This window comes from Desulfovectis peckii, assembly GCF_055391705.1.
In genome coordinates this window covers 1,636,991-1,659,074 of record NZ_AP042409.1, presented here as the reverse complement: position 1 = coordinate 1,659,074, position 22,084 = coordinate 1,636,991, and the positions used below count along the sequence as shown (strand labels likewise).

Genomic DNA, 22,084 nt, shown 5'->3' with positions numbered 1-22,084 from the left:
GTATGAGTTTGAAACGCACTCATTTTTGTAATTTAAGACGAGAGAATAATGGCGAAACCGTTGTGCTATCGGGTTGGGTACAACGCCGCCGTGACCATGGCGGGCTTATTTTTGTAGATTTGCGCGACCGTTATGGAGTTGTGCAAGTGGTATTCAGTCCGGAAGTTGATGAAGAATCATTTCATTTGGCTGAAGGGATTCGCAATGAATGGGTAATTGCAGTAAAAGGTAAAGTGTCTTTGCGCCCGGAAGGCACCGTTAACCCGAAAATAGCTTCCGGGGAAATCGAAGTATACGCTCAATCTTTAGAAGTATTAAATAAGGCTAAAACTCCGCCCTTTTATATTGAGGACGGTATTACTGTTGATGAAAACCTGCGTTTAAAATATCGTTATCTTGATTTGCGCCGTCCGGAAATGCAGCGGTCCTTGATTTTAAGGCACAAAGCGGCCATGTACGTTCGTGAGTTTCTTGATCGTCATCAGTTTATTGAAGTGGAAACGCCAATGTTAACCAAAAGCACACCGGAAGGAGCCCGTGACTATTTAGTGCCTAGCAGGGTTAATCCCGGAAAGTTTTATGCTTTGCCTCAATCGCCACAGATATTTAAACAACTCTTGATGTTGTCGGGGATTGACCGCTACTTTCAGATTGTGCGCTGCTTCCGGGATGAAGATTTGCGGGCGGATCGTCAGCCGGAATTTACGCAAATAGATATCGAAATGTCTTTTGTGGATGTAGATGATGTAACTACCTTGATGGAAGAAATGCTTGCTGAATTATATCAGCGAACTATTGGCGTTAATATCAAGACTCCCTTTCCTAGAATATCTTATCAAGAAGCTATAGATCGTTTTGGCACAGATAAACCGGATACTCGTTTTGGCATGGAATTAAAGGATATTTCGCCAATAGCAGAAAAATGCGGTTTTAAAGTATTTAGCTCTGCAATTAAAAACGGCGGTCAGGTGAGGGGAATCAATGCCAAAGGCTGTGGCAGCTTCAGCCGTAAAGAAATCGATGATTTAACCGCATACGTTGCCAATTACCAAGCCAAGGGCTTAGCATATTTTATTGTAAAAGAAGATGGGGTTAAATCTCCAATTGCTAAGTTCTTTAATGAGGAAGAAATCAATGCCATTTTAGATAAAATGGCGGCTCAACCCGGTGACTTGCTGCTTTTTGTAGCAGATCAAGCGGATGTAGTTGCCGCAGCACTCGCTGCCCTGAGAACACATTTAGCTCAGCGGTTGAATTTAATACCGCAGGACAGCTATAATTTTATCTGGGTAGTGGACTTTCCGCTGTTAGAGTACGACATCGATGAAAAGCGCTTTACCGCTATGCACCATCCTTTTACCGCCCCGAGGGATGAAGATATTGCCCTGTTAGAAGAGCAACCGGAAAAGGTGCGAGCTAAAGCATATGATTTAGTTTTAAACGGTGTAGAAATCGGTGGCGGCAGCATCAGAATCCATCGACGGGAAGTACAAGAAAAGATGTTTAAAGCCATCGGCTTAACGCCGGAAGACGCTGCCGAAAAATTTGGTTTTATGCTGGATGCTTTTGAGTACGGGGCACCTCCACACGGCGGTATAGCATTTGGCTTTGATCGTTTAATTATGCTGCTGTCCGGTAAAAACAGCATCAGAGATGTAATTGCTTTTCCCAAAACTGCCAATGCCGCTTGCTTAATGACGGAGGCGCCAAGTGAAGTAGATGCTAAACAGTTAAGGGAACTGCATATTAAAAGCACCTTCCAGAAGAAAGGTAATAATAAACAGTCTTAAAAGGTTTGACGAACATATGAATATTATGCTAACATATTGCTAAATAAAGATTTCACATTAAGAAATTTACCGCCCTGCTGTGACCGTTTCATCATGAAGTTTTGAGCCAACAAATAGTGAAAGGGAGCCTGGGCTCTGGCTGTGGATTGTATGCCTGTTTTCAGGAAACATGAAGCAGTCAGGAGGGCACCCACCTGTGAGAGCAGGTTCAAAAACTCTTGTTGAAACGGCATTTGTGGGGTTTAATAATTTATATTGAATTGTCAAAAGGCTTACGGTAAATTATTATAACGTAAGCTTTTTTAATGGGGTAAAGGCAAATGGAAACACATCGTTTTTCCCGCACGGAGATGATTATCGGTTCCGAGGGTTTATTAAAGCTAAAAAACAGCAAAGTGGCAGTGTTTGGCCTAGGTGGTGTAGGCTCTTACACCGTAGAAGCGTTAGCCCGGGCCGGGGTCGGCTCATTGGTATTGGTTGATTTTGATGATGTTGATATTACCAATATCAACCGACAACTGCATGCGTTAGAAAATACGGTCGGTCAGGCTAAAGTAGATTTAATGCTTGAACGGGTAAAGCTTATTAATCCGGAAATAAGGGTGCGGGCAGTGAAGGCTTTTTATAGTGCTGAAAACGCCACCGAACTGCTTACTTCGGATTTAGATTACGTCGTTGATGCCATTGACAGTGTGAGCAGTAAACTGGATTTAATTAAAAGATGTGTGCAAAATGACATTCCGATAGTGTCCTGCATGGGTGCCGGCAACAAGTTAGATCCCACAAAGTTTCAAGTCGCTGATATATCCGCAACATGCGTGTGCCCGCTGGCGAAAGTAATGCGGCGGGAATTAAAAAAAGCCGGCATTACTCAAGGAGTAAAAGTTGTCTATTCCACCGAGCCGGCGGTTAAACCCTATGCAACTAAGCAAACAGGCCGCCGACAGCCTCCGGGAAGTATTTCTTTTGTACCGGGAACAGCCGGCTTGATTTTAGCAAGTGTAGTGGTGCGGGATTTGCTATATAAATCCGAAAATTTAAAAATTTGACAAGCTGTTTTAGCAGGTATTATAATAAGACAATGTAGGAGGCAGGCAGTAATAGACTGAACTTCTTCTGGTATAATTTTCATCCGGAAAGGAGCGTATACAATGGCGAGCGGAAATGTAATAACTCTCAATGAGACAAACTTTAAAGAAACCATTAACGGCGATGGATTAACTTTGGTTGACTTCTGGGCGGAATGGTGCGGCCCGTGCAAAATGATTGCCCCCGAAGTGGAAAAGTTAGCTGACGAAATGGCCGGTAAAGCTAAAATTGCTAAATTAAATGTGGATGAAAATCGCAGCATTGCAGGCGAATATCAAGTAATGAGCATACCGACGATGATTTTATTTAAAGAGGGAAAAGAAATTGAACGTGTAATCGGTTTCCGGAAAAAAGATGAGTTAAAGAAATTGGTAGAAAAGCACTTATAATTATTACATAATAACTTGTCTTAAAGAGCACGTACTGAATATGTACGTGCTCTTTACTGTATAGGCTTTTTTAATTACAGGCTTAATTTTAGGGAGGTATATAGCGTGCTGTTTTATCCGGAACATCTGCCGCTGGCGGCCAGAATGCGGCCCCGCAGTCTGGATGAATTTGTTGGCCAAAAGCACATTTTAGCAAAAGACAAATTATTATATCGAGCAATAAAGGCCGGCAGATTGGGTTCAGCTATTTTTTACGGACCGCCGGGCACAGGCAAAACGGCGTTGGCGGAAATAGTAGCACTTACATCAAATCGTCCTTTTGAAAGATTAAATGCCGTTACCTGTGGTGTTAAGGATATTCGCCGCATTGCGGAAAAGGCACGGCAGGGAAGCCCGGTGATTTTGTTTTTGGACGAAATTCATCATTTAAATAAAAGCCAGCAGGATGCATTGCTTCCATATGTTGAACAGGGCCTAATCACTCTGATTGGCTCTACTACAGAAAACCCCTATTTTGAAATTAATAATGCGCTGCGTTCACGGTCCACGATATTTCAGTTCCGCCCGCTAACAGATGAAGACATTAAAAAAATTTTACTTAATGCTTTAAATGATAAAGAGCGCGGTCTGGGAAACTACCAGGTAATAATGGAGCCTGATGCGATGAGTCATTTAGTGGAAGCCAGTGGCGGGGATGCCAGAGTAGCGTTAAATGCTTTGGAATTGGGCGTGTTAACTACTGAACCCAATGAGCAGGGGGTAATTACATTTACGTTGGCAGTGGCCGAAGAATGTTTGCAGCAGCGCAGGATAAAATATGATAAATCGGGAGACAATCACTATGATGTGGCATCTGCACTGATTAAATCAATCCGTGGCAGTGATCCGAATGCCGCTTTGCATTACTTGGCGCGGATGATTGTCAGCGGGGAAGACGTTAATTTTATTGCCCGGCGGCTGGTAATCAGTGCTGCAGAGGACGTTGGATTGGCGCAGCCCCGTGCGCTGCAGCTGGCGGTGGCCGGTGCTCAAGCGGTGCATTTTGTAGGCTTGCCCGAGGCAAGGATAATTTTAAGCGAAGTAGCTGCCTATTTAGCTTTATGCCCGAAAAGCAACTCCGTATATATGGGAATTGACCGGGCAATAGCCGACGTGCAGGAGAAAAACTGCGGAGAGGTACCGCTGCACCTAAGAGATGCACATTATAAGGGTGCAAAACAATTAGGGCACGGAATTGGTTACAAATACCCCCATGACTACCCCGGCGCTTGGGTAAGTCAACAATACCTGCCTGATGAACTGGTGGGAACGGAATATTATATACCCACTGATCACGGGCTGGAAGCCAAAATGAAAGAGAAACTTGATTTACTGAAAAAAATGAGAAGGAATATGGGCAAAGAAAATAATACAAATGACAATCATAATAATATTGAATGATATATTTTTTGTAATCTAAAGGTCATAACTTGGGAAAGATATGTAAAAATGTTTTAATTATTTAAGCCAAAAAAACCAACCGCTGCACTAGGAATTTTTTATTGACACATACTCTGATACAGTGCTAAGATATTCTCAGTGGAAAAACCAAGTGCATTACTGGGAATTATATTTTTTGCCGGGAGGTGGTTGTTTGAAACTGTCCACCAAAGGGCATTACGGCTTAAGAGCTATGTTTGAATTGGCCATGAACTATGGTGATGATCCCATACCTTTAAAAACTGTGGCTGAACGGCAGCAATTGTCTGAAAGCTATCTTGAACAATTAATTGCGGCGTTGCGCAAAGCAGGTTTGGTAAAAAGTATCCGCGGTGCTCAAGGTGGTTATATTTTGGCGCGAGAGCCACACAAAATAACGGTCGGTGATGTAATCAGAGTGCTGGAAGGACCGATAGCTCCGCTGGAATGTGTTAATGAAGAAAAACCCGGGCAGTGCGAACAGTTTCATTATTGTATATCTCGAAATGTTTGGGCAAAGGTTCGGGATAGTATGAGTGAAGTAATGGATTCTATTACTTTAGCTGATATGTGCCGGGAAGCTGAAAAAGTGGAACGAATCCAGAAATAGGGGTAATGCCTGACAAACGAGGGGGGACATAAAAGCAAATGCGCAAAGTGTATTTTGATCACTCAGCAACAACTCCGGTAGATCCTGAAGTAGCTGAACTGGTAATGAAGTATATGACCGAACATTACGGTAACCCGTCCAGTATACATGGCTTCGGGCGCACGGTAAGAAAGGCGGTTGAAGAAGCCCGTGAAAAAGTGAGAAAAGCAATCGGTGCTTCTCATGTGGGCGAAATTACTTTTACCAGTGGCGGTACCGAGGCAAATAATATGGCTCTGCGTGGCACTGCATATGCTAACAGACAAAAAGGGAACCATATTATAACCACTGCCGTTGAGCACCATGCGGTACTGACAACTTGTCAGCAGTTGGCAAAGGAAGGCTTTGAATTAACTGTGTTGCCGGTGGATGAATATGGTTTAGTCAGCGTAGAGGATGTACAAAATGCCATAACTGATAAAACTATTTTAGTTTCCATCATGCATGCCAATAATGAAGTGGGTACAATAATGCCCATTGCAGAAATTGGCCGGATGCTGAAAAAACAAAATCCTAAGATAATTTTCCATACGGATGCTGTGCAAAGTTTTGGTAAAATTCCGGTTAATGTGGACGAGCTAAATGTTGACTTGTTAACATTATCCGGTCATAAAATATACGGCCCCAAAGGAATAGGTGTAATGTATCTGCGTCGCGGAACCTGGTGGCAGCCGATTAGCTATGGCGGTGGTCAAGAGCGCCGTCGTCGCCCGGGAACTGAAAATGCACCGGCCATTATCGGAATGGGTAAAGCGGTTGAATTAGCCGAAGCCCGCCGGGAAGAAGAATATGCCAGACTGATTAAGTTACGTGATAAATTAGTTGACGGGGTGTTAAGCAAAATTCCAAATGTGCGCTTAAACGGTCACCCCACTAAACGTTTGCCCGGGCACGCCAGTTTCTGTATTGAGTATGTTGAAGGTGAGTCCATGTTGCTGTCTTTAGACATGAAAGGAATTGCCATTTCCAGTGGTTCTGCTTGTACATCAGGCTCTTTGGAACCGTCACATGTGCTTTTAGCGATGGGTATACCCCACGAAGTTGCTCATGGCAGTTTGCGAATTACACTGGGGCGTCAAAATACGGAAGAAGATGTAGATTACTTTATAGAAAATTTAATTCCGATAGTTGAGCGCTTAAGAGCAATGTCTCCTTTAGCAGGGCAAAATTGTACCCCATACGCCGGTACACCCTGTGAAAATAATTAATTTCGAACCAATAAGCTAGGGGAGGAGAGGGTATATTATGTATACTGAAAAGGTAATGGACCACTTTACTAATCCGCGTAACGTGGGTACAATTGAAAGTCCCGACGCCGTAGGAGAGGTAGGCAACCCTACTTGTGGCGACATTATGAGAATATATCTGAAGATTAAAGATAATAGAATTGAAGATATCAAATTTCAAACCTTTGGCTGCGGAGCGGCAATTGCCACCAGCAGTATGGTTACTGAAATGGCTAAAGGCAAAACACTGGAGGAAGCATTGAAAATTACCAATAAGCAAGTGGCCGAAGAACTGGAAGGACTACCTCCGCAAAAAATGCACTGTTCTAATTTGGCAGCGGATGCACTGCATAATGCCATTAAAAATTATTTAAAACAAAAAGGTGCGTAGGTGAAAAAATTTGTCGGCTAAGAAAAAGGTTTTAGTGGCAATGAGCGGCGGCGTGGATAGTTCCGTGACCGCCGCTCTTTTACAGCAACAGGGATATGAGTGCATTGGTGTAACGATGCAGATTTGGGATCCGGATGTAACGGCAGTAAATGATGATTATGTCGGGTGCTGTTCTTTGTATGCGGTTGATGACGCCAGAAGAGTGGCCGATAAATTGGGCATTCCTTATTATGTATTAAATTTCCGTGACATTTTTGAGGCCAAAGTTATCGACTACTTTACGGATGAATATTTAAAAGGGCGCACTCCTAATCCTTGTATTGCTTGTAACCGCTACATAAAATTCAAGGCTTTGTTGAACAAAGCAGTATCATTGGGGGCGGATTATATTGCCACCGGTCATTACGCACGCCTAGGTTATGATCAAGAATACGGCAGATGGACAATTAGAAAAGCAAAGGACGAAAAAAAAGATCAAACATATGTCTTGTTTAACATGACTCAATATCAAATTGCCCATACTTTGATGCCGCTAGCTGAATTAACAAAAAATGAAGTGCGCGAAATTGCTGCAAAATTAGGGCTTTCTACCGCTACTAAACCTGAGAGCCAAGAAATATGTTTTGTTCCTGATAACGATTACCGTGGCTTTTTAGAAGAACGCACCGGCAGCGGATTTGAAAAAGGACCTTTTTTAGATTTACAAGGTAATGTGTTGGGCGAGCATCAAGGGATTCCCTTTTACACTATCGGTCAGCGGCGGGGCTTGGGCATAGCTACCGGGGAAAGAATGTATGTTGTTGACATTGACCCGGAAAGAAACGCAATAATTTTAGGGCCGGAGGAAGCAATATTAAAACATGATTTAATAGCTGATGACATCAATCTGATTTTATATGAAAAATTGGCTCAACCCTTGGAAGTAATGGCCCAGGTGCGTTACAACGCTAAACCCTCTCCGGCGATAATTACTCCGTTGCCGGACGGTAAAATGCATGTGCATTTTGAAAATCCGCAAAGAGCAATTACACCCGGACAAGCGGTTGTGTTCTATAAAGGCGACTATTTGCTTGGTGGCGGTACAATTGAAAAAGTAGTTGATCATGCTAAAAGGGGCTGAAGTACTGTTAGCTAAAGCTTTCACAGTGCTTAAGTCCCTTTTTGTATTTAGGGGTTAGTTGGTTAACATAATGGAAAAACAGCTTTCCGCGCCGGTCCTTTAAAGAAACGTTACAATAAACGCAACTGCGGTAAAGGCCGCCAAGGCATTTAGCTACGTAAAGAAAACTTAGTTTCCGGCAAGGCAAAAGGGCGCAGACGGAAGCTCTAGTTTTCTTATACTATCTACCTTAGTACTTATGATAGTTAGATAGTACAAACACGCCGGCACATATAATGAACGAGCTCCGCTGCCTCCGGGCGGGCGGCCGTGTACTTTCATCTTTAATTTTTAATCAGATGAAAGCGAACTCGCTAACGCTCAAGCAGTCCTCGGCGCTAATCCTCCGTTAGCAATGCTCTTTGAATAAGCCGGCTAATTGAAAGCATAAGGTCAAATGCTTGGCGCTACAAACAGCCTTGCATTTGGTTGATTGGACAGGCATGTTTTCCTAAACTTACAGGCCAAAGGCAATATTAGCGATAAAACGTAGTGAACGCTTGAGCATGCCGCTATTTAAAATTAATTTTGCGCGCGCTCTTTTTTTGAATTTTTTGCAGAAAAAACGGCAACAATATTGCTAGTGCTAAACTTTAAGGAGGAACATGCTTTGAATTGTCCAGTATGTGGTGGAAAGGCAACAGGTAGAGTTGGCGTGGAGCAATATTATTGTTGGGATTGCTGTTTGGAATTTCATAAAACTAAAGATGGCGTACAAATTTACGAGGTGGCCGATGACGGTAGTTTAGTGGCCTTCGACCCTAATAATCAAACCATGCTGCTATAAAATTTTCAAAGGAGGTAGTGGCGTTTATGAGCGGGTTCTGGCGAGGCGTGATGGCCGGAGGTATGATTGCTGCTGCCATGAGCATGTATATGAACGAGGATAAAAAACGCCGCCGCAACTTTATGGGACCAAGAAGGCGCAAACAAACTGTCCGCATGCTGCGGGGAGCTTCTAGAACATTTAGGGAACTGATGAGGTAAGTAAAAAGTGAGGTTGATAACCTCACTTTTCTTTATATGCAAAACACAGACGAGTAGGATGAAAACATGGCATTAAGGTATAACAAGCAAATAATTCATCACCTTTTGTATATTATATTATTTGTTTTATTGGCAGCCTTTCTTTACTTAATTCGGGGACTTTTGGTTACTTTCTTAATTACAATTGTATTTGTTTATATCATTCATCCTTTGGTGTCGGCAATGGAAGCCAGAGGTGCTTCCCGGGTACCGGCAATTCTTATTGCTTATCTGGGGGTTTTAATCGTTTCCGCTGCCTTTCTCATGTACGGTATTCCCCGTTTGGTAACCCAACTGCATATGCTGGTAGACATGCTGCCAACCTATACCGCCCAGGTTGAGGCGATCTTACGGGATATTCAAAATACATACTACAAAACACAATTGCCTGAGGTTATGCGCCAGGCAGTAGATCAACAAATTAGCAACATAGAAGCGATGCTGCAAAGTTGTATCAAGAAAACGGTAGAAATGCTAATAAGCTTGGTTGGCTATTCCTTTAATCTTATTTTAGCCCCAATAGTGGCCTTTTATATCTTAAAAGATTGGGAACAAATTAAAAACAAAGTAGAAGAGTGGCTGCCGCCGCAGCGTTTTCCTAATTTGTGGGTGTTAACTTGTGAAATTAATAAAGTGGTAAACAGTTTTATTCGCGGGCATCTGTTGCTGGTATTGATAGTTGGCTTAATGACCGGCACGGCCATGGCTTTATTGGGATTACCTTATGCCGTTATGCTGGGGATCATTTCCGGAATTGCCGAGTTAATACCGTATTTTGGGCCCTTTATCGGCAGCATTCCGGCAGTAATGATCGCCTTAATGCAGTCTAAATGGATGGTATTAAAGGTAATATTGGCAATTTTAATTGTACAACAAATTGAAGGAAACGTGATTGCTCCCAAGGTATTGGGGGATAGCGTCGGTTTACACCCTTTGACGATAATACTGGCGCTGTTGGTTGGGGCTGAGCTGTACGGTATTATAGGTATGCTTCTTGCCGTACCGTTGACGGCAATTTTGCGGGTAATTATCCGGGTAGTTGTTGGATAAAAATTTTATCTTTTTGTCGGCGGGGTATATTTCTGTGGTTATTGTTCTAGATGAATTTTGATGTCACAGAGGGGTACTCCTAACCTTTATTTTTGCTGTACTTACCGATTAAATACAATTCTTGACATAAGTAAGGAATTTTCTGTATAATTATTGTGCAGAAATTGGGCTTAAACCTTTCCCCCAAGACGGATACTGGGAGGGAAAGGTTTTTTAATATACTATCTGCATTTTGAAATCTGCTTTTGAAAGCTTTTAGTAGGAGGTAATGCCGTCTTGACCGGTAAAGAAATTAGAGAGAAATTTTTAAAATTTTTTGAAGAACGCGGACATAAAATACTTCCCAGTGCATCGCTGATTCCACATAATGATCCCAGCATCCTTTGGACAGCAGCCGGAATGGTACCTTTCAAACCGTATTTTACCGGTCAGGCTGTGCCGGAAGTGAAACGGGTTGCTACCTGTCAAAAGTGCTTACGCACTCCCGATATTGAGGAGGTAGGAAAAACCGCCCGCCATCATACTTTCTTTGAGATGCTTGGCAATTTTTCCTTTGGGGATTATTTTAAGGAAACCGCAATACCTTGGGCTTGGGAATTTGTAACGGAAGTTCTTAAATTACCGTCAGACAAGCTTTGGGTTACGATCTATCATGATGATGATGAGGCATTTGAAATTTGGCATCAAAAGATTGGCTTACCCAAAGAAAGAATTGTGCGCATGGGGAAAGATACCAACTTTTGGGAAATTGGCGTTGGTCCTTGCGGGCCTTGTTCGGAAATATATATTGATCTGGGTGAAGAACGAGGCTGCGGCAGCCCGGAATGTGCTGTCGGCTGTGATTGTGACCGCTTTTTAGAGATTTGGAACTTGGTATTTATTCAATATTTCCGTGATGAAGAGGGCAATTACTCCCCCCTTAAGGATAAGGGTATTGATACCGGCATGGGGTTGGAGCGGGTTGCTTCCGTGATGCAAAATGTACATTCAAATTTTGATACTGACCTGTTGCGCGATATTATGGACTTTACCGCTTCGTTAACCAATGTTCAATATGGGGTTAAGGCAGAAGTTGATTTAGCCTTAAAAGTAATTGCCGACCATACTCGGGCGGTAACCTTTGCTATCAGTGACGGGGCTTTGCCATCCAATGAAGGCCGCGGCTATGTAATTCGCAGGCTGCTGCGCCGGGCGGTGCGCTTTGGTCGGGTAATTGGTATGGAAGGCACTTTTCTTTATCAAGTGGGTAAGGCAGTAATTAATAAAATGTCTTCAGCCTACCCGGAGTTAAAACAAAATGAGGAACATATTATCCGCGTAATAAAAACTGAGGAAGAGCGCTTTTTGGAAACACTGGCGCAGGGTACGGAAATTTTAAATCAATTGATGGCAGAAGCTAAGGCTTCCGGTCAAACGGAAATTAGCGGTAATGATGTATTTAAATTATACGATACTTATGGTTTCCCGCTGGAATTAACCAAAGAAATTGCAGGAGAGCAAGGTTTGGCAGTAGATGAAGAGGGTTTTGCCAAGGCTTTGGAAGAACAGCGGCAAAGAGCGCGCAGTGCCCGCGTGAGAACAGATTATCTTTCTGAACAAGGCGTAATGTATAAAGCACTGCATGAGGAGTTGGGTGATACCCACTTTGTTGGCTACAGTCAGTTAAAGGCTGAAGCTAATGTATTGGCCATATTAAAGGACGGTTTGCAAGAATTGTCTGCGGATGCCGGTGAAGAAGTGGAAATAGTTTTGGATGTAACACCCTTTTACGCCGAGAGTGGCGGCCAGGTAGCTGATTACGGACGAATCACCGGTAAGGATTTTGCAGTAGAGGTAACTTCTGTTTTTAAACCCGTGGAAAACTTTATTGTACATCGCGGTAAAGTAGTAGCCGGAAAAATCCGCCGCCATGAGAAAGTGGAGGCAGAAATTAATTACCGGCGGCGCAGTAACACTGCCCGCAACCACTCTGCTACTCATTTGCTGCATAAAGCATTAAAAGAAGTACTTGGCGAGCATGTTAATCAGGCCGGGTCATTGGTAGAACCGGATCGCTTGCGTTTTGATTTTACTCACTATGCGGCATTATCCGCCGAAGAGTTGAAAAAAGTAGAACAGCAAGTGAATAGCGCCATACTGAGTAATTTGCCGGTAGAAATTTTTGAGACTTCTCTTTCTAAGGCAAAATCAATGGGTGCCGCCGCTTTATTTGGGGAAAAATACGGAAAGGAAGTACGCGTAGTAAAGATAGGCGATTACAGTTTGGAATTATGCGGTGGGACACATGTTACCACCACTGCAGAAATAGGTTTGTTTAAAATTTTATCGGAAAGCAGTATCGGTTCCGGGGTACGCCGCATTGAAGCCGTTACCGGTCAGGGTGTACTGAAGTACTTAGAAGCTAAAGAAGAACAAATTGAGAAAGTAGCGGAAATAGTTAAGTCCTCACCGGCGGAAGTTGTTAAGCGTGTTCAGGGCATGCAAGCCCGAATTAAAGAACTGGAACATGAGTTGGAAGTATTGACCGGTAAACTTTCTCAGCAAGAGGCGGCCAATATTATTGAACAAGCACGAGACATTAAAGGTGTGAAGGTTTTGGCAGCAGTGGTATCAGTAAAGGACATGGACAGTTTAAGAACGATGGCCGATATGCTGCGGGATAAGCTGGGTTCCGGTGTAGTGATATTGGGTGCCGATACCGGCGGCAAAGCCAGCTTAGTGGCAGCGGCAACCAAGGATTTAATCAGCAGGGGTATACATGCCGGTAAGGCAATTAAAGAAATAGCGCAGATTGTAGGTGGCGGTGGCGGCGGCCGACCGGACATGGCGCAAGCCGGCGGAAAAAACCCGGCTAAACTTAAGGAAGCCATGGAAAAAGCATATGATGTTGTGGAAAAACAAATTAAATAACCCATATAAAAATGAGAACCGATGCCATTTTATATGGTGTCGGTTCTTGTTGCTTAATTAAGTTACCAGAAATCTGCAATACAATATTTCTTGCATAAAAAGGAAAAGAGTACTATACTGGCGAATACAGATAATAAAATGGGCAATATTACAGATAGGAGGGGTGTGCCATGGCGAGTGATTTCTCTCAAGACACGGTGATGTTTAAGGTTCAGGCTGAAGAAGTAAATCAGGCCCAGGAAATCATAATGTCTGTTTATCAGGCTTTAAAGGAAAAAGGTTATAATCCGATCAATCAGCTTGTGGGATATTTGCTGTCCGGGGATCCGGCATACATCACCAGCCACGGCAATGCTCGCAGTTTAATTCGACATTTGGAAAGAGACGAATTGCTGGAAGAACTGGTTAAATTTTATATAAACAAAAACAGCTAGGGTATTAAACTTCCCCGCAAGGGGGGTATTTTTATGAACTATCGTGAACTGGGAAGCACCGGTATGAGGGTTTCTCGGCTGTGTTTTGGCTCATTGACTATTGCGCCGATGCAGGCCAATTTGTCGGTACGGGAAGGTGCAGCGGTGCTGCGCCGGGCATTGGAACAAGGCGTTAATTTTATAGACACTGCGGAGTACTATGATAATTATCCTTATATTAAAGAAGCTTTAAAAGGATGGCCTTATAAAGTATACATAACCTCGAAAAGCTATGCATATACCCGGGAGGGCATGAAAAAAAGCTTAGAAAAAGCTTTAATGCAGATGGATCGGGAATGCATAGATATTTTTATGCTCCATGAAACAGAATCGCTGCATACGATTAAAGGTCATTGGGATGCAGTTGAATATCTTATGGAGGCAAAAGCAGCCGGTGCGGTGAAAGCAATAGGCATATCAACTCACTGCGTTGCTGCCGTACTGGCAGCGGCAGATATTCCGGAAATTGATGTCATACATCCGATTATCAATATCGACGGTATCGGCATTCAAGACGGTACTGTTGAGGATATGCTTAGAGCAATTAAATATGCATACCGGCAAGGTAAAGGTCTTTATGGGATGAAAGCGCTGGGTGGCGGTAACCTGTTATCCCGCTACGACCAAGCGATGAATTTCGTATTGGGAATTGATGAACTTTCTGCGGTAGCAGTGGGTATGCAAAGCTTTGATGAAGTTGATTATAATATTAAAGTTTTTAATGGGGAAGAAATACCTGAAGAATTAAGTTTGCGCGTGCGGCGAAAGCCAAGAAAACTGCTCATCGAAGAATGGTGCCAGGGCTGCGGAGCTTGTGTAGAACGCTGCTTGGCCGGGGCGTTAAAGTTGGAAAACGGCAAAGCTATAGTGATTAAAGAAAAATGCCGTATATGCGGGTATTGCGCTCCAGTATGCCCGGAATTTTGTATAAAAGTTATTTAAGGTGATTGGTTTGCGGATAATGGGTTTAGATGTGGGAGAAAAAACAATCGGTGTTGCTCTCAGTGATTTGATGGGGTGGACGGCCCAAGGCTTGGAAGTTATACGCCGCACCACAATGAGTAAAGATTTGGAGCGTTTAAAAGAAATTATTGTTCAACACCAAGTAGAAAAAATCGTTATCGGGTTGCCGAAAAATATGGATGGAACAATTGGCCCCCAAGGGGAAAAAGTACAGCAGTTTTCTAAAAAGCTGGAGGCGGCCTTTAACCTGCCTGTTGTATTTTGGGATGAACGCTTAACAACGGTAGCGGCAGAAAAAATGCTGATCGGTGCGGATGTCAGTCGGGGAAAGCGTAAGAAGGTAATCGATAAAATGGCTGCAGTATTAATTCTTCAAGGCTATTTAGATCGTCAGCAATCTAATTTGTCGTAACTAGGCAGCACAAAAGTATAAAACTCTTGACTAATGGTTACATTTGGTATAGTATGATAATACTTTCAAAAAACGAGGTGATAATGTTGCTCGAGAATGATGAAGTCATCACTCTAGTAGATGAGGATAATAACGAACATGATTTTGTGGTTGTAGATATCATTGAGGTTGAAGGCACAGAATATGCTATTTTATTACCCAATGACGAAGACACTGACGAAGCAGTGATTTTGAAATTTGATAAAGATGAAGACGGTAATGAAATTTTAGTAGAGATAGATTCAGATGAAGAATGGGAGAAAGTTGCCGATGCCTGGGAACAATTGGTAGTAAAAGATGAAGATGAAGAAGAACAGTAAGGATGCAGCATATTGCATCCTTTTACTTTTATATTACCGGTATGGCTAGATAATCTTTTGACGGCATGTAATATTTCAAACAAGCTTAAATTATAATATATAAATAAATTTAGACCACGTTGCGTCGAATGGGGGGTGTTCTGGTGTTTAGAACCCTCAAACTTGCTGCCCTGTTACTTATACCTATATTAGTATTATCAGCTGTCGCTTATGCCGGAGGTATGCACATAAGTGCTGCCGGAAAAATATTAGAAGGGGTCTCCGTTCAAGGTGTTGATATCGGTGGTTTAAGCGTTGATGAAGCGATAAATAAATTAAAACAACTTGAACGGCAACTTATGACTACACCGGTGACAATATCTTACCAAGACCGGTCTATAAGCCTTTCTTTAAAAGCCGTTGATTTCCGCGTTGATAAAGAACAGACGATAAAAAATGCCCTTGAGCTAAACAATCAAGGCTCTATCATTGAACGTTGGCAAAAAAGGCGTCATATTGCCAAGCACGGTCTGGTTATGCCGCCGGTGCTAACAGTCGATAAAGATAAGCTGGCAGAAGCAGTAAGTAGTTTTGCCGATCAGATTAATGTCCCCCCACAAAATGCTACAATTACTGTTGATGAGCATGACCAAGTGTTGATTACGCCTTCCAAGGACGGACGTAAAGTTGATGTAGATCAGCTTTGTAAAAATCTGTTACAAGAACTGCAGGACAAAACACCCCCTGATAAAATAAATTTATTGCTGCCGGTGGTAACAGTGCCGCCTGATTACACTACCGAAGAAATAAAAGAAATGGGTATTACCGGCCTGTTATCCAGCTACAGCACAAAATTTGATCCCAAAATGACTAACCGCGCTTACAACATAAGGGTAGCGGCCAATGCTTTGGACGGATTATTAGTTACACCCGGTCAGGAAGTGTCGTTTAATGAAGTTGTAGGACCGCGAAGTTCGGAGGCCGGTTATAAAAGTGCGGGTGTGATCATAAACAACGAGATGGTAGAAGGCTTGGGAGGCGGTGTATGCCAAGTATCGTCCACACTGTATAATGCGGTTTTGCTGGCCGATATCGAAGTAACGGAGCGCAGTAACCATTCGCTGCCTGTTTCTTATGTACCTATTGGCCGAGATGCTACAGTGGTTTATGGGGCGGTGGACTTTAAATTTCGCAATAATACCGGACGCTGTCTTTATATAAAGACTTTAGTTCAAAACGGAGTATTAACCATAAAAATATTTGGCGACACATCACATAAGCATAAGGTGATACTGGAAAGCAACATCGAAAAGGTTTTAGAACCCAAGGTGATTTACGAGCCGGACGAAAATTTAAAAGTGGGACAGCAAGTGGTTAAACAGGCGGGGAGCAAAGGATATGTAGCCAGCTTAAAAAGAGTAGTGTTGAAAGACGGTGTGATCATCAGAGAAGATAAGCTGCCAATCAGTCGTTATAATGCAGTAAATAAAATCATAGCGGTTGGTACTGCCCAACCAAAACCGGTAATTACCCCACCGATGCAGGAAAGTGCAGAAAAACTATTGCCTAAAGAAAATTATTTAAATCCTGAGGATGCTGACAATTTAGAGAAAAGTGTACCGGAGGATGAGCAGCGGGCATCTGATCAAGCCGGTAGTGATGCTAACAAAACTAAAGCCGATGAAGATAACGAAATAGATGAAAATACAGATAAAACAGAGGAAAATAAGCTACAAAATGAAGAACCGGTAGCAAACTAACCGGTTCTTCTCATTTAAAACCTTCTTTTTAATACCTCGCCAATAGTTGTCGGCTATTTTTTTGCGGTATAAACCTTTTTTCAAAAAATCCCCATAATAATATTATCCTTGATAAATAATACTGTCGTTAATATCATCCAATGAACTGCAGCCGGTTAGAATCATAGCTTGTTTTAGTTCATTTGTGTATTGATCGATAATTGCTTTTACACCGTCAGTACCGCCGCCAAAAGCACCGATAACCAACGGACGACCGACTAACACTGCGTCTGCACCAAGGGCAAGTAGTTTAAGAACATCTACACCGGAACGTACACCGCCGTCAGCAAGGATTGTCAATTTGTTACCTACTGCTTTGGCAATTTGGGGAAGAACCTCGGCTACCCCGGGAGTATGATCTAAAACTCTTCCTCCGTGGTTAGAGACTACAATAGCAGATGCGCCAACCTCGGCAGCAGTTTCCGCTTCATCTACAGTCATAATTCCCTTTAAAATAAAAGGTAACTTAGTGGCAGAAATAATTTCTTTTAATTCTTCCTTAGTTTTAGGGCCTACCGGTTGACCTTTCAGGGCCATAGTTACCAGTCCGGCACCGTCAATATCAACGCCAACGGCAATACAGCCGACTTCTTCCGCTTTGCGGAGATATTTAATCACCTCATCTTGCTCTCTCGGTTTAATGATCGGTATCCCCCAGCCCTTTTCCGCAGCTATCGCTTCCAGCCCGGAAATATACATTGCCGGGTCAGCACCGTCGCCGGAAAAACCTATACTTCCTGACTGTTGACAGCCGGAAATTATCATGCCGATGAATTCGCGCTCGCTAAGTGCTCCTCCCATATTGTAAGGGGTTCCGGTCATCGGTGCACCCAGTATCGGTGTATCAATTTGATGACCAAATAAAGTAGTGCCGGTACTTACATTTTTCGCATTGTGAATTGTGCGCATGTTTAAACGGTACTGATTTAATGCCTTTAAGTTAGCTTTAAATGCTGCACCGGTACCTACTCCACCCATACCCGGAACTTCCCCGGCACAAGCCTGTCCATTACAAATGGGGCAAACTCGGCAGTAGCCTTTTAACTTTTTTCTTGCTTCTTCGCGAATTGTTTTTAAATCCAAATTACTGTTCCTCCTTTATTGATACTGAAATAGTGTGAGCATTAGTTTTTTAAGTTGTTACTTTAGTTAATTTCTCAAGCTTCTATCTATATAATACAAAAATGTGAGCGGGAAAGCTTCAAAAATCATAATTTATTCAACTGGAATAAATTACAGCTGCGTTATTGAAGCGGCAAATACTGTTGAGGATTGAACAGATCAAGTCGCTTATCTTTTTCATGCCAAGAAACCGTCATGCCAAAGACCTGGTTGAAAAAATCTATTGGTACATAAACGTTGTTGTTCCATGTACGGGGTGCTTTGCTTAAAACTATTGCTTTACCGTTTAACGAAAGCTCTTGACTGCCAATTTTCAATATAACAATATGTTCGCTATTTTTTATTATAATACTTTGCGCTGCATTGTCCCAGTAAACAGTGTAAGCAAGGGACTGGGCAACCGGTCGCAGGGCAACCCACAGGTCATTATTTATTATCATTGTCGGACAATTATTTAAAACGGATTTACCGTTAACGGTTAACACAAGATCTTCAGGCGCTGATAAGTTTACCAGATCGGTATTGCTTCTAATGATCTTAACCGGTGTGCCAATGGATACTCGTTCAAAAAGCCAGATAATATCTTGATTATAAAGGCGGATACATCCTTCCGAGGCATAGGTGCCGATAGAGGCAGGATTATTGGTTCCATGAATGCCATAAGCTCCGCCAGGGATAGAAAGGCCAAGCCATCTGGGTCCAAGGGGGTTATAGGGGCTGCCGCCCGGGATATTCTTCTTATAATAGGGAGGGTTGACAATTTTACTGGTTATATAAAAATTGCCTTCCGGTGTCAAATTGATATTTTTTCCGGTAGCAATGGGAAACACTTTTATTAACTTATTATCTTGATAATAAGCCAACTGATTGGTTCCCTTATTAATTATAATTTGCTCTCTTGCTGCTTCTGCTGTAGCGGTGAAAGGTAAAAACAAAACAATTAATAAAAAAACAATTAAGTATTTTTTCATCAAAAAGCCCCCCTCGGCCAATTGTCTAAATAATAGATATTCCGTTTGAACAAAAATAATGTTCAGATTTGAAAGGGTTTTTGATACTTACACAGGGAAGAAAAAATAAATATAATAAGGGCAAATAAATAAATGGGTAAAAGGCAGGTTTGCTATGGGAAAAACTTCTGGAGAAAAGGCCGTATTAGCCGGTTTGATTGATGGCTGTGCCGATGATAATAACGAATTGTTATCGTTAAATGAATTGCGTCGTTTAGCTGAGACCGCAGGAGCAGAAGTGGTAGGTACGGTTACTCAAAGGAAGGACAAACCGGATCCGAGGTATATATTAGGGCGCGGCAAAATATTAGAAGCAGCTCAAGTTTGTGCAGAGGAAAACGCAGACTTACTTATATTTGAGCAAGAATTAACGCCCACTCAGCAACGCAACATTGAAGATGTAGTAGGGGTAAGGGTTATAGACCGCACCCAACTTATTTTAGATATATTTGCCCAGCGGGCGCGAACAAAAGAGGGAAAATTGCAAGTGGAACTGGCTCAACTTAACTATCTTCTCCCGCGTCTGACGGGACGGGGAATTGAAATGTCACGGTTAGGCGGGGGCATTGGCACCAGAGGGCCGGGAGAAACTAAGCTGGAGCTTGATCGCAGAAGAATTCATCAACGCATTACTGATTTAAAGAAAGCATTATTAGCAGTGAAAAAGCACAGACAACTGCACAGAAAAAGCCGTCGTGCTGTACCGCTGCCTTTGGTTAGCCTAGTAGGATATACTAACGCAGGCAAAAGCACGCTGCTTAATGTTTTAACCGGAGCTTCTGTAGCTACCGAGGATAAATTGTTTGCTACCTTAGATCCAACCACCAGGCGAGTTGTCTTACCCAATAATGAAACAATTTTATTAACAGATACCGTAGGCTTTATTCAAAATCTTCCGCACCATTTAGTGGCTGCCTTTCGGGCAACGCTGGAAGAAGTGGTTGAGGCTGATTTGTTATTGCATGTGGTAGATGCCAGCAGTAGCTATTTAGAGCAGCAAATACAAGCTGTAGAGGAAGTGCTGGAATCAATAGGCGCCGCCCAAAAACCAACGATTTTAGTGTTAAACAAAATTGACCGGCAAACTAAAGATTTAGAATACTTGGCTAATGCTAAATATTTTGATCACGTGATAAAAATATCTGCAAAATACCGATATAACATCAATGGGCTGCTTGATTTAATAGCACAATGGCTGGCCGCAGGCAGGGTGCGCTATAAATTTTTTGTTCCATTTGCTAATAGTTCGCTAATCACCCTGCTGCATGACTATGGGCGTGTTTTACATCAGAATTATCAGTCTGACGGGGTGGAGATAGAAGTGGAAATTGCAGAAGTATGGGCGAACAGAGTGGCCAAAGAACTTCGTTTTGCTTCTAAAAACGGGATGAAATGCAAAAAAGCCTAGGTTTTATCTACCTTAGGCTTTTTCAAACAAATCGGTGCTTAAATATCTTTCAGCGGTATCAACTAAAAAGGTAACTATGTTTTTTCCGGGACCTAACTTATGGCCCAAGTGGATTGAAGCCCATATATTTGCTCCGCTTGATATGCCGACAAGAATTCCTTCTTTGCTGGCAATGTTTTGGGCGGTTGTGATAGCATCCTCGTCTGTCACAGAAATGCAGTCGTCAAGGAGTTCTAGATCCAAGTTTTTTGGGATAAAGCCGTCGCCAATACCTTGAATTTTATGAGGGCCGGGCGGCATTCCGCTGATTACTGCAGAGTTAGCCGGTTCTACAGCATAAACCTTCATATTAGGATAATGCTTTTTTAGTATACGGGCAGTTCCGGAAAGTGTACCGCCTGTGCCAACTCCTGCTACCAGAGCGTCAATAGGCCTATCTATTTGTTCTAAGATCTCGATGGCAGTAGTTTGTTCGTGAATTTTTGGATTGTTTGGATTTTCGAATTGATTTGGCATCCACGCTCCGGGTATAGAGTCCGCAATTTCTTTAGCTTTCTTTACTGCACCGTCGACATCTTGTGCTGCCGGTGTTAATACCAGTTCTGCACCGTATGCTTTAATTAACTTTTGTCTTTCCACACTCATAGATTCCGGCATGACAATTATAGTACGATAACCTTTCACCGCTCCGATCATGGCCAAGGCAATGCCTTGATTGCCGCTGGTTGGCTCAACAATGGTAGAGTTTTTGTTAAGGATTCCTTCTTTTTCTGCAGCGGTGATCAATCCTAAAGCGGTACGGGCTTTGATGCTGCCGCTGGGATTGATCATTTCAACTTTGGCGTAAATATTTGCCGGGCAATCTGCGGCTATTTTATTCAGCCTAATCAAGGGTGTTTTGCCAATGGTCTCTAAAATATTATCAACTACTGTCATAGAAATGGCACCTACCTAATGTATGTACAATATTTAATAATGTAGCAAATATTTTGCTATAAAACAACAAATTCAGGCTAAAATTTAGTTCGGTTTAACCCCAATGCATTACATGAAATTGAATATTAAAAAATGCTTGACGAAATTAATACTCGGTGCTAACATATAAAACGTTGCTGAATCGGTTGCCCAAAATATTCTGTGGGCGGCTCAAAGCAACTGCATCATTATAAAATAGCAAAAAAAATAATTAAAAATTTTAGTTGACACAATCCGACAGCAGTGCTAAAATAAAAAGCGTTGCCGCTTAAGAACGGCAGAGATAAATTACCAGTTGACATAAAACAAAAAAACTGATAAACTAAAGCTTGCCGCGCTGGAGCGGCAAACAAAATATGGCAGTGAGAAAGATCCTTGAAAACTGAACAGTGAGCAAGAGATGAATGCAAGGAAACACTCGTTTAAGAAGATGAGTAATTCAGGATA

21 protein-coding genes and 1 other RNA gene are annotated in these 22,084 nt (G+C 42.4%); 19 read left to right on the top strand and 3 right to left on the bottom strand.

Annotated elements, in window-relative coordinates; genetic code table 11:
- Window positions 1-2: 2 nt before the first annotated feature.
- The 18 genes from aspS (at window position 3) to ACZ5NG_RS08120 (ending at window position 17,083) form a co-directional block, all read left to right on the top strand.
- Window positions 3-1,790: an aspartate--tRNA ligase gene (aspS, locus tag ACZ5NG_RS08205; protein WP_464251327.1), complete on the top strand. Its 1,788-nt coding sequence runs from the start codon at window positions 3-5 to the stop codon at window positions 1,788-1,790.
- A 68-nt stretch (window positions 1,791-1,858) separates the two neighbouring features.
- Window positions 1,859-2,036: non-coding RNA, 6S RNA (gene ssrS / locus ACZ5NG_RS08200), on the top strand.
- A 74-nt stretch (window positions 2,037-2,110) separates the two neighbouring features.
- Window positions 2,111-2,839 carry a tRNA threonylcarbamoyladenosine dehydratase gene (locus ACZ5NG_RS08195; protein WP_464251326.1) on the top strand — a complete coding sequence of 243 codons (729 nt, stop codon included), beginning with the start codon at window positions 2,111-2,113 and terminating at the stop codon, window positions 2,837-2,839.
- A gap of 102 nt (window positions 2,840-2,941) precedes the next feature.
- On the top strand, window positions 2,942-3,268 hold the full coding sequence (trxA, locus tag ACZ5NG_RS08190; RefSeq protein ID WP_464251325.1) for a thioredoxin: 327 nt from the start codon (window positions 2,942-2,944) through the stop codon (window positions 3,266-3,268).
- Window positions 3,269-3,373: 105 nt separating this feature from the next.
- The gene (locus ACZ5NG_RS08185) at window positions 3,374-4,708 is read left to right on the top strand and encodes a replication-associated recombination protein A (RefSeq protein ID WP_464251324.1); all 1,335 of its coding nucleotides are present in this window, start codon (window positions 3,374-3,376) and stop codon (window positions 4,706-4,708) included.
- Between the two features lie 193 nt (window positions 4,709-4,901).
- Window positions 4,902-5,336 (top strand): RrF2 family transcriptional regulator, encoded by a 435-nt coding sequence (locus tag ACZ5NG_RS08180; RefSeq protein WP_464251323.1) that lies wholly within the window; start codon window positions 4,902-4,904, stop codon window positions 5,334-5,336.
- Between the two features lie 38 nt (window positions 5,337-5,374).
- The gene (gene nifS / locus ACZ5NG_RS08175; RefSeq protein WP_464251322.1) at window positions 5,375-6,583 is read left to right on the top strand and encodes a cysteine desulfurase NifS; all 1,209 of its coding nucleotides are present in this window, start codon (window positions 5,375-5,377) and stop codon (window positions 6,581-6,583) included.
- 37 nt (window positions 6,584-6,620) lie between these two features.
- The gene (gene nifU, locus ACZ5NG_RS08170) at window positions 6,621-6,992 is read left to right on the top strand and encodes a Fe-S cluster assembly scaffold protein NifU (RefSeq protein WP_464251321.1); all 372 of its coding nucleotides are present in this window, start codon (window positions 6,621-6,623) and stop codon (window positions 6,990-6,992) included.
- Between the two features lie 10 nt (window positions 6,993-7,002).
- Window positions 7,003-8,112, top strand: a complete 1,110-nt coding sequence (mnmA, locus tag ACZ5NG_RS08165; protein ID WP_464251320.1) for a tRNA 2-thiouridine(34) synthase MnmA — start codon at window positions 7,003-7,005, stop codon at window positions 8,110-8,112.
- Window positions 8,113-8,761: 649 nt separating this feature from the next.
- Window positions 8,762-8,938, top strand: coding sequence for a hypothetical protein (locus ACZ5NG_RS08160; RefSeq protein ID WP_464251319.1), 177 nt, complete (start codon window positions 8,762-8,764; stop codon window positions 8,936-8,938).
- A 26-nt stretch (window positions 8,939-8,964) separates the two neighbouring features.
- Window positions 8,965-9,138, top strand: a complete 174-nt coding sequence (locus ACZ5NG_RS08155; RefSeq protein ID WP_464251318.1) for a hypothetical protein — start codon at window positions 8,965-8,967, stop codon at window positions 9,136-9,138.
- 66 nt (window positions 9,139-9,204) lie between these two features.
- Window positions 9,205-10,227: an AI-2E family transporter gene (locus ACZ5NG_RS08150; protein WP_464251317.1), complete on the top strand. Its 1,023-nt coding sequence runs from the start codon at window positions 9,205-9,207 to the stop codon at window positions 10,225-10,227.
- Window positions 10,228-10,503: 276 nt separating this feature from the next.
- The gene (gene alaS, locus ACZ5NG_RS08145; protein WP_464251316.1) at window positions 10,504-13,137 is read left to right on the top strand and encodes an alanine--tRNA ligase; all 2,634 of its coding nucleotides are present in this window, start codon (window positions 10,504-10,506) and stop codon (window positions 13,135-13,137) included.
- 170 nt (window positions 13,138-13,307) lie between these two features.
- The gene (locus tag ACZ5NG_RS08140; RefSeq protein ID WP_464251315.1) at window positions 13,308-13,571 is read left to right on the top strand and encodes an IreB family regulatory phosphoprotein; all 264 of its coding nucleotides are present in this window, start codon (window positions 13,308-13,310) and stop codon (window positions 13,569-13,571) included.
- Window positions 13,572-13,604: 33 nt separating this feature from the next.
- Entirely contained in the window at window positions 13,605-14,552 is a 948-nt protein-coding gene (locus tag ACZ5NG_RS08135; protein WP_464251314.1) for an aldo/keto reductase, read from the top strand.
- A 10-nt stretch (window positions 14,553-14,562) separates the two neighbouring features.
- Window positions 14,563-14,985, top strand: coding sequence for a Holliday junction resolvase RuvX (ruvX, locus tag ACZ5NG_RS08130; RefSeq protein ID WP_464251313.1), 423 nt, complete (start codon window positions 14,563-14,565; stop codon window positions 14,983-14,985).
- Between the two features lie 86 nt (window positions 14,986-15,071).
- The gene (locus ACZ5NG_RS08125; protein ID WP_464253136.1) at window positions 15,072-15,344 is read left to right on the top strand and encodes a DUF1292 domain-containing protein; all 273 of its coding nucleotides are present in this window, start codon (window positions 15,072-15,074) and stop codon (window positions 15,342-15,344) included.
- A gap of 143 nt (window positions 15,345-15,487) precedes the next feature.
- Complete coding sequence (locus ACZ5NG_RS08120) at window positions 15,488-17,083, top strand: VanW family protein (RefSeq protein WP_464251312.1); 1,596 nt, start codon at window positions 15,488-15,490, stop codon at window positions 17,081-17,083.
- 102 nt (window positions 17,084-17,185) lie between these two features.
- On the opposite strand, the gene ACZ5NG_RS08115 is transcribed toward ACZ5NG_RS08120, so the two are convergent.
- Together ACZ5NG_RS08115 and ACZ5NG_RS08110 are read right to left on the bottom strand one after the other, a co-directional pair.
- Window positions 17,186-18,205: an alpha-hydroxy-acid oxidizing protein gene (locus ACZ5NG_RS08115; protein WP_464251311.1), complete on the bottom strand. Its 1,020-nt coding sequence runs from the start codon at window positions 18,203-18,205 to the stop codon at window positions 17,186-17,188.
- 161 nt (window positions 18,206-18,366) lie between these two features.
- Window positions 18,367-19,215: a L,D-transpeptidase family protein gene (locus tag ACZ5NG_RS08110; protein WP_464251310.1), complete on the bottom strand. Its 849-nt coding sequence runs from the start codon at window positions 19,213-19,215 to the stop codon at window positions 18,367-18,369.
- A gap of 154 nt (window positions 19,216-19,369) precedes the next feature.
- Here ACZ5NG_RS08110 and hflX point away from each other — a divergent pair, with 154 nt between their 5' ends.
- Window positions 19,370-20,662 (top strand): GTPase HflX, encoded by a 1,293-nt coding sequence (gene hflX, locus ACZ5NG_RS08105; protein WP_464251309.1) that lies wholly within the window; start codon window positions 19,370-19,372, stop codon window positions 20,660-20,662.
- 12 nt (window positions 20,663-20,674) lie between these two features.
- Here the strand turns inward: hflX and cysK are convergent, their stop codons facing one another.
- Entirely contained in the window at window positions 20,675-21,598 is a 924-nt protein-coding gene (gene cysK, locus ACZ5NG_RS08100; protein WP_464251308.1) for a cysteine synthase A, read from the bottom strand.
- Window positions 21,599-22,084 lie beyond the last annotated feature (486 nt).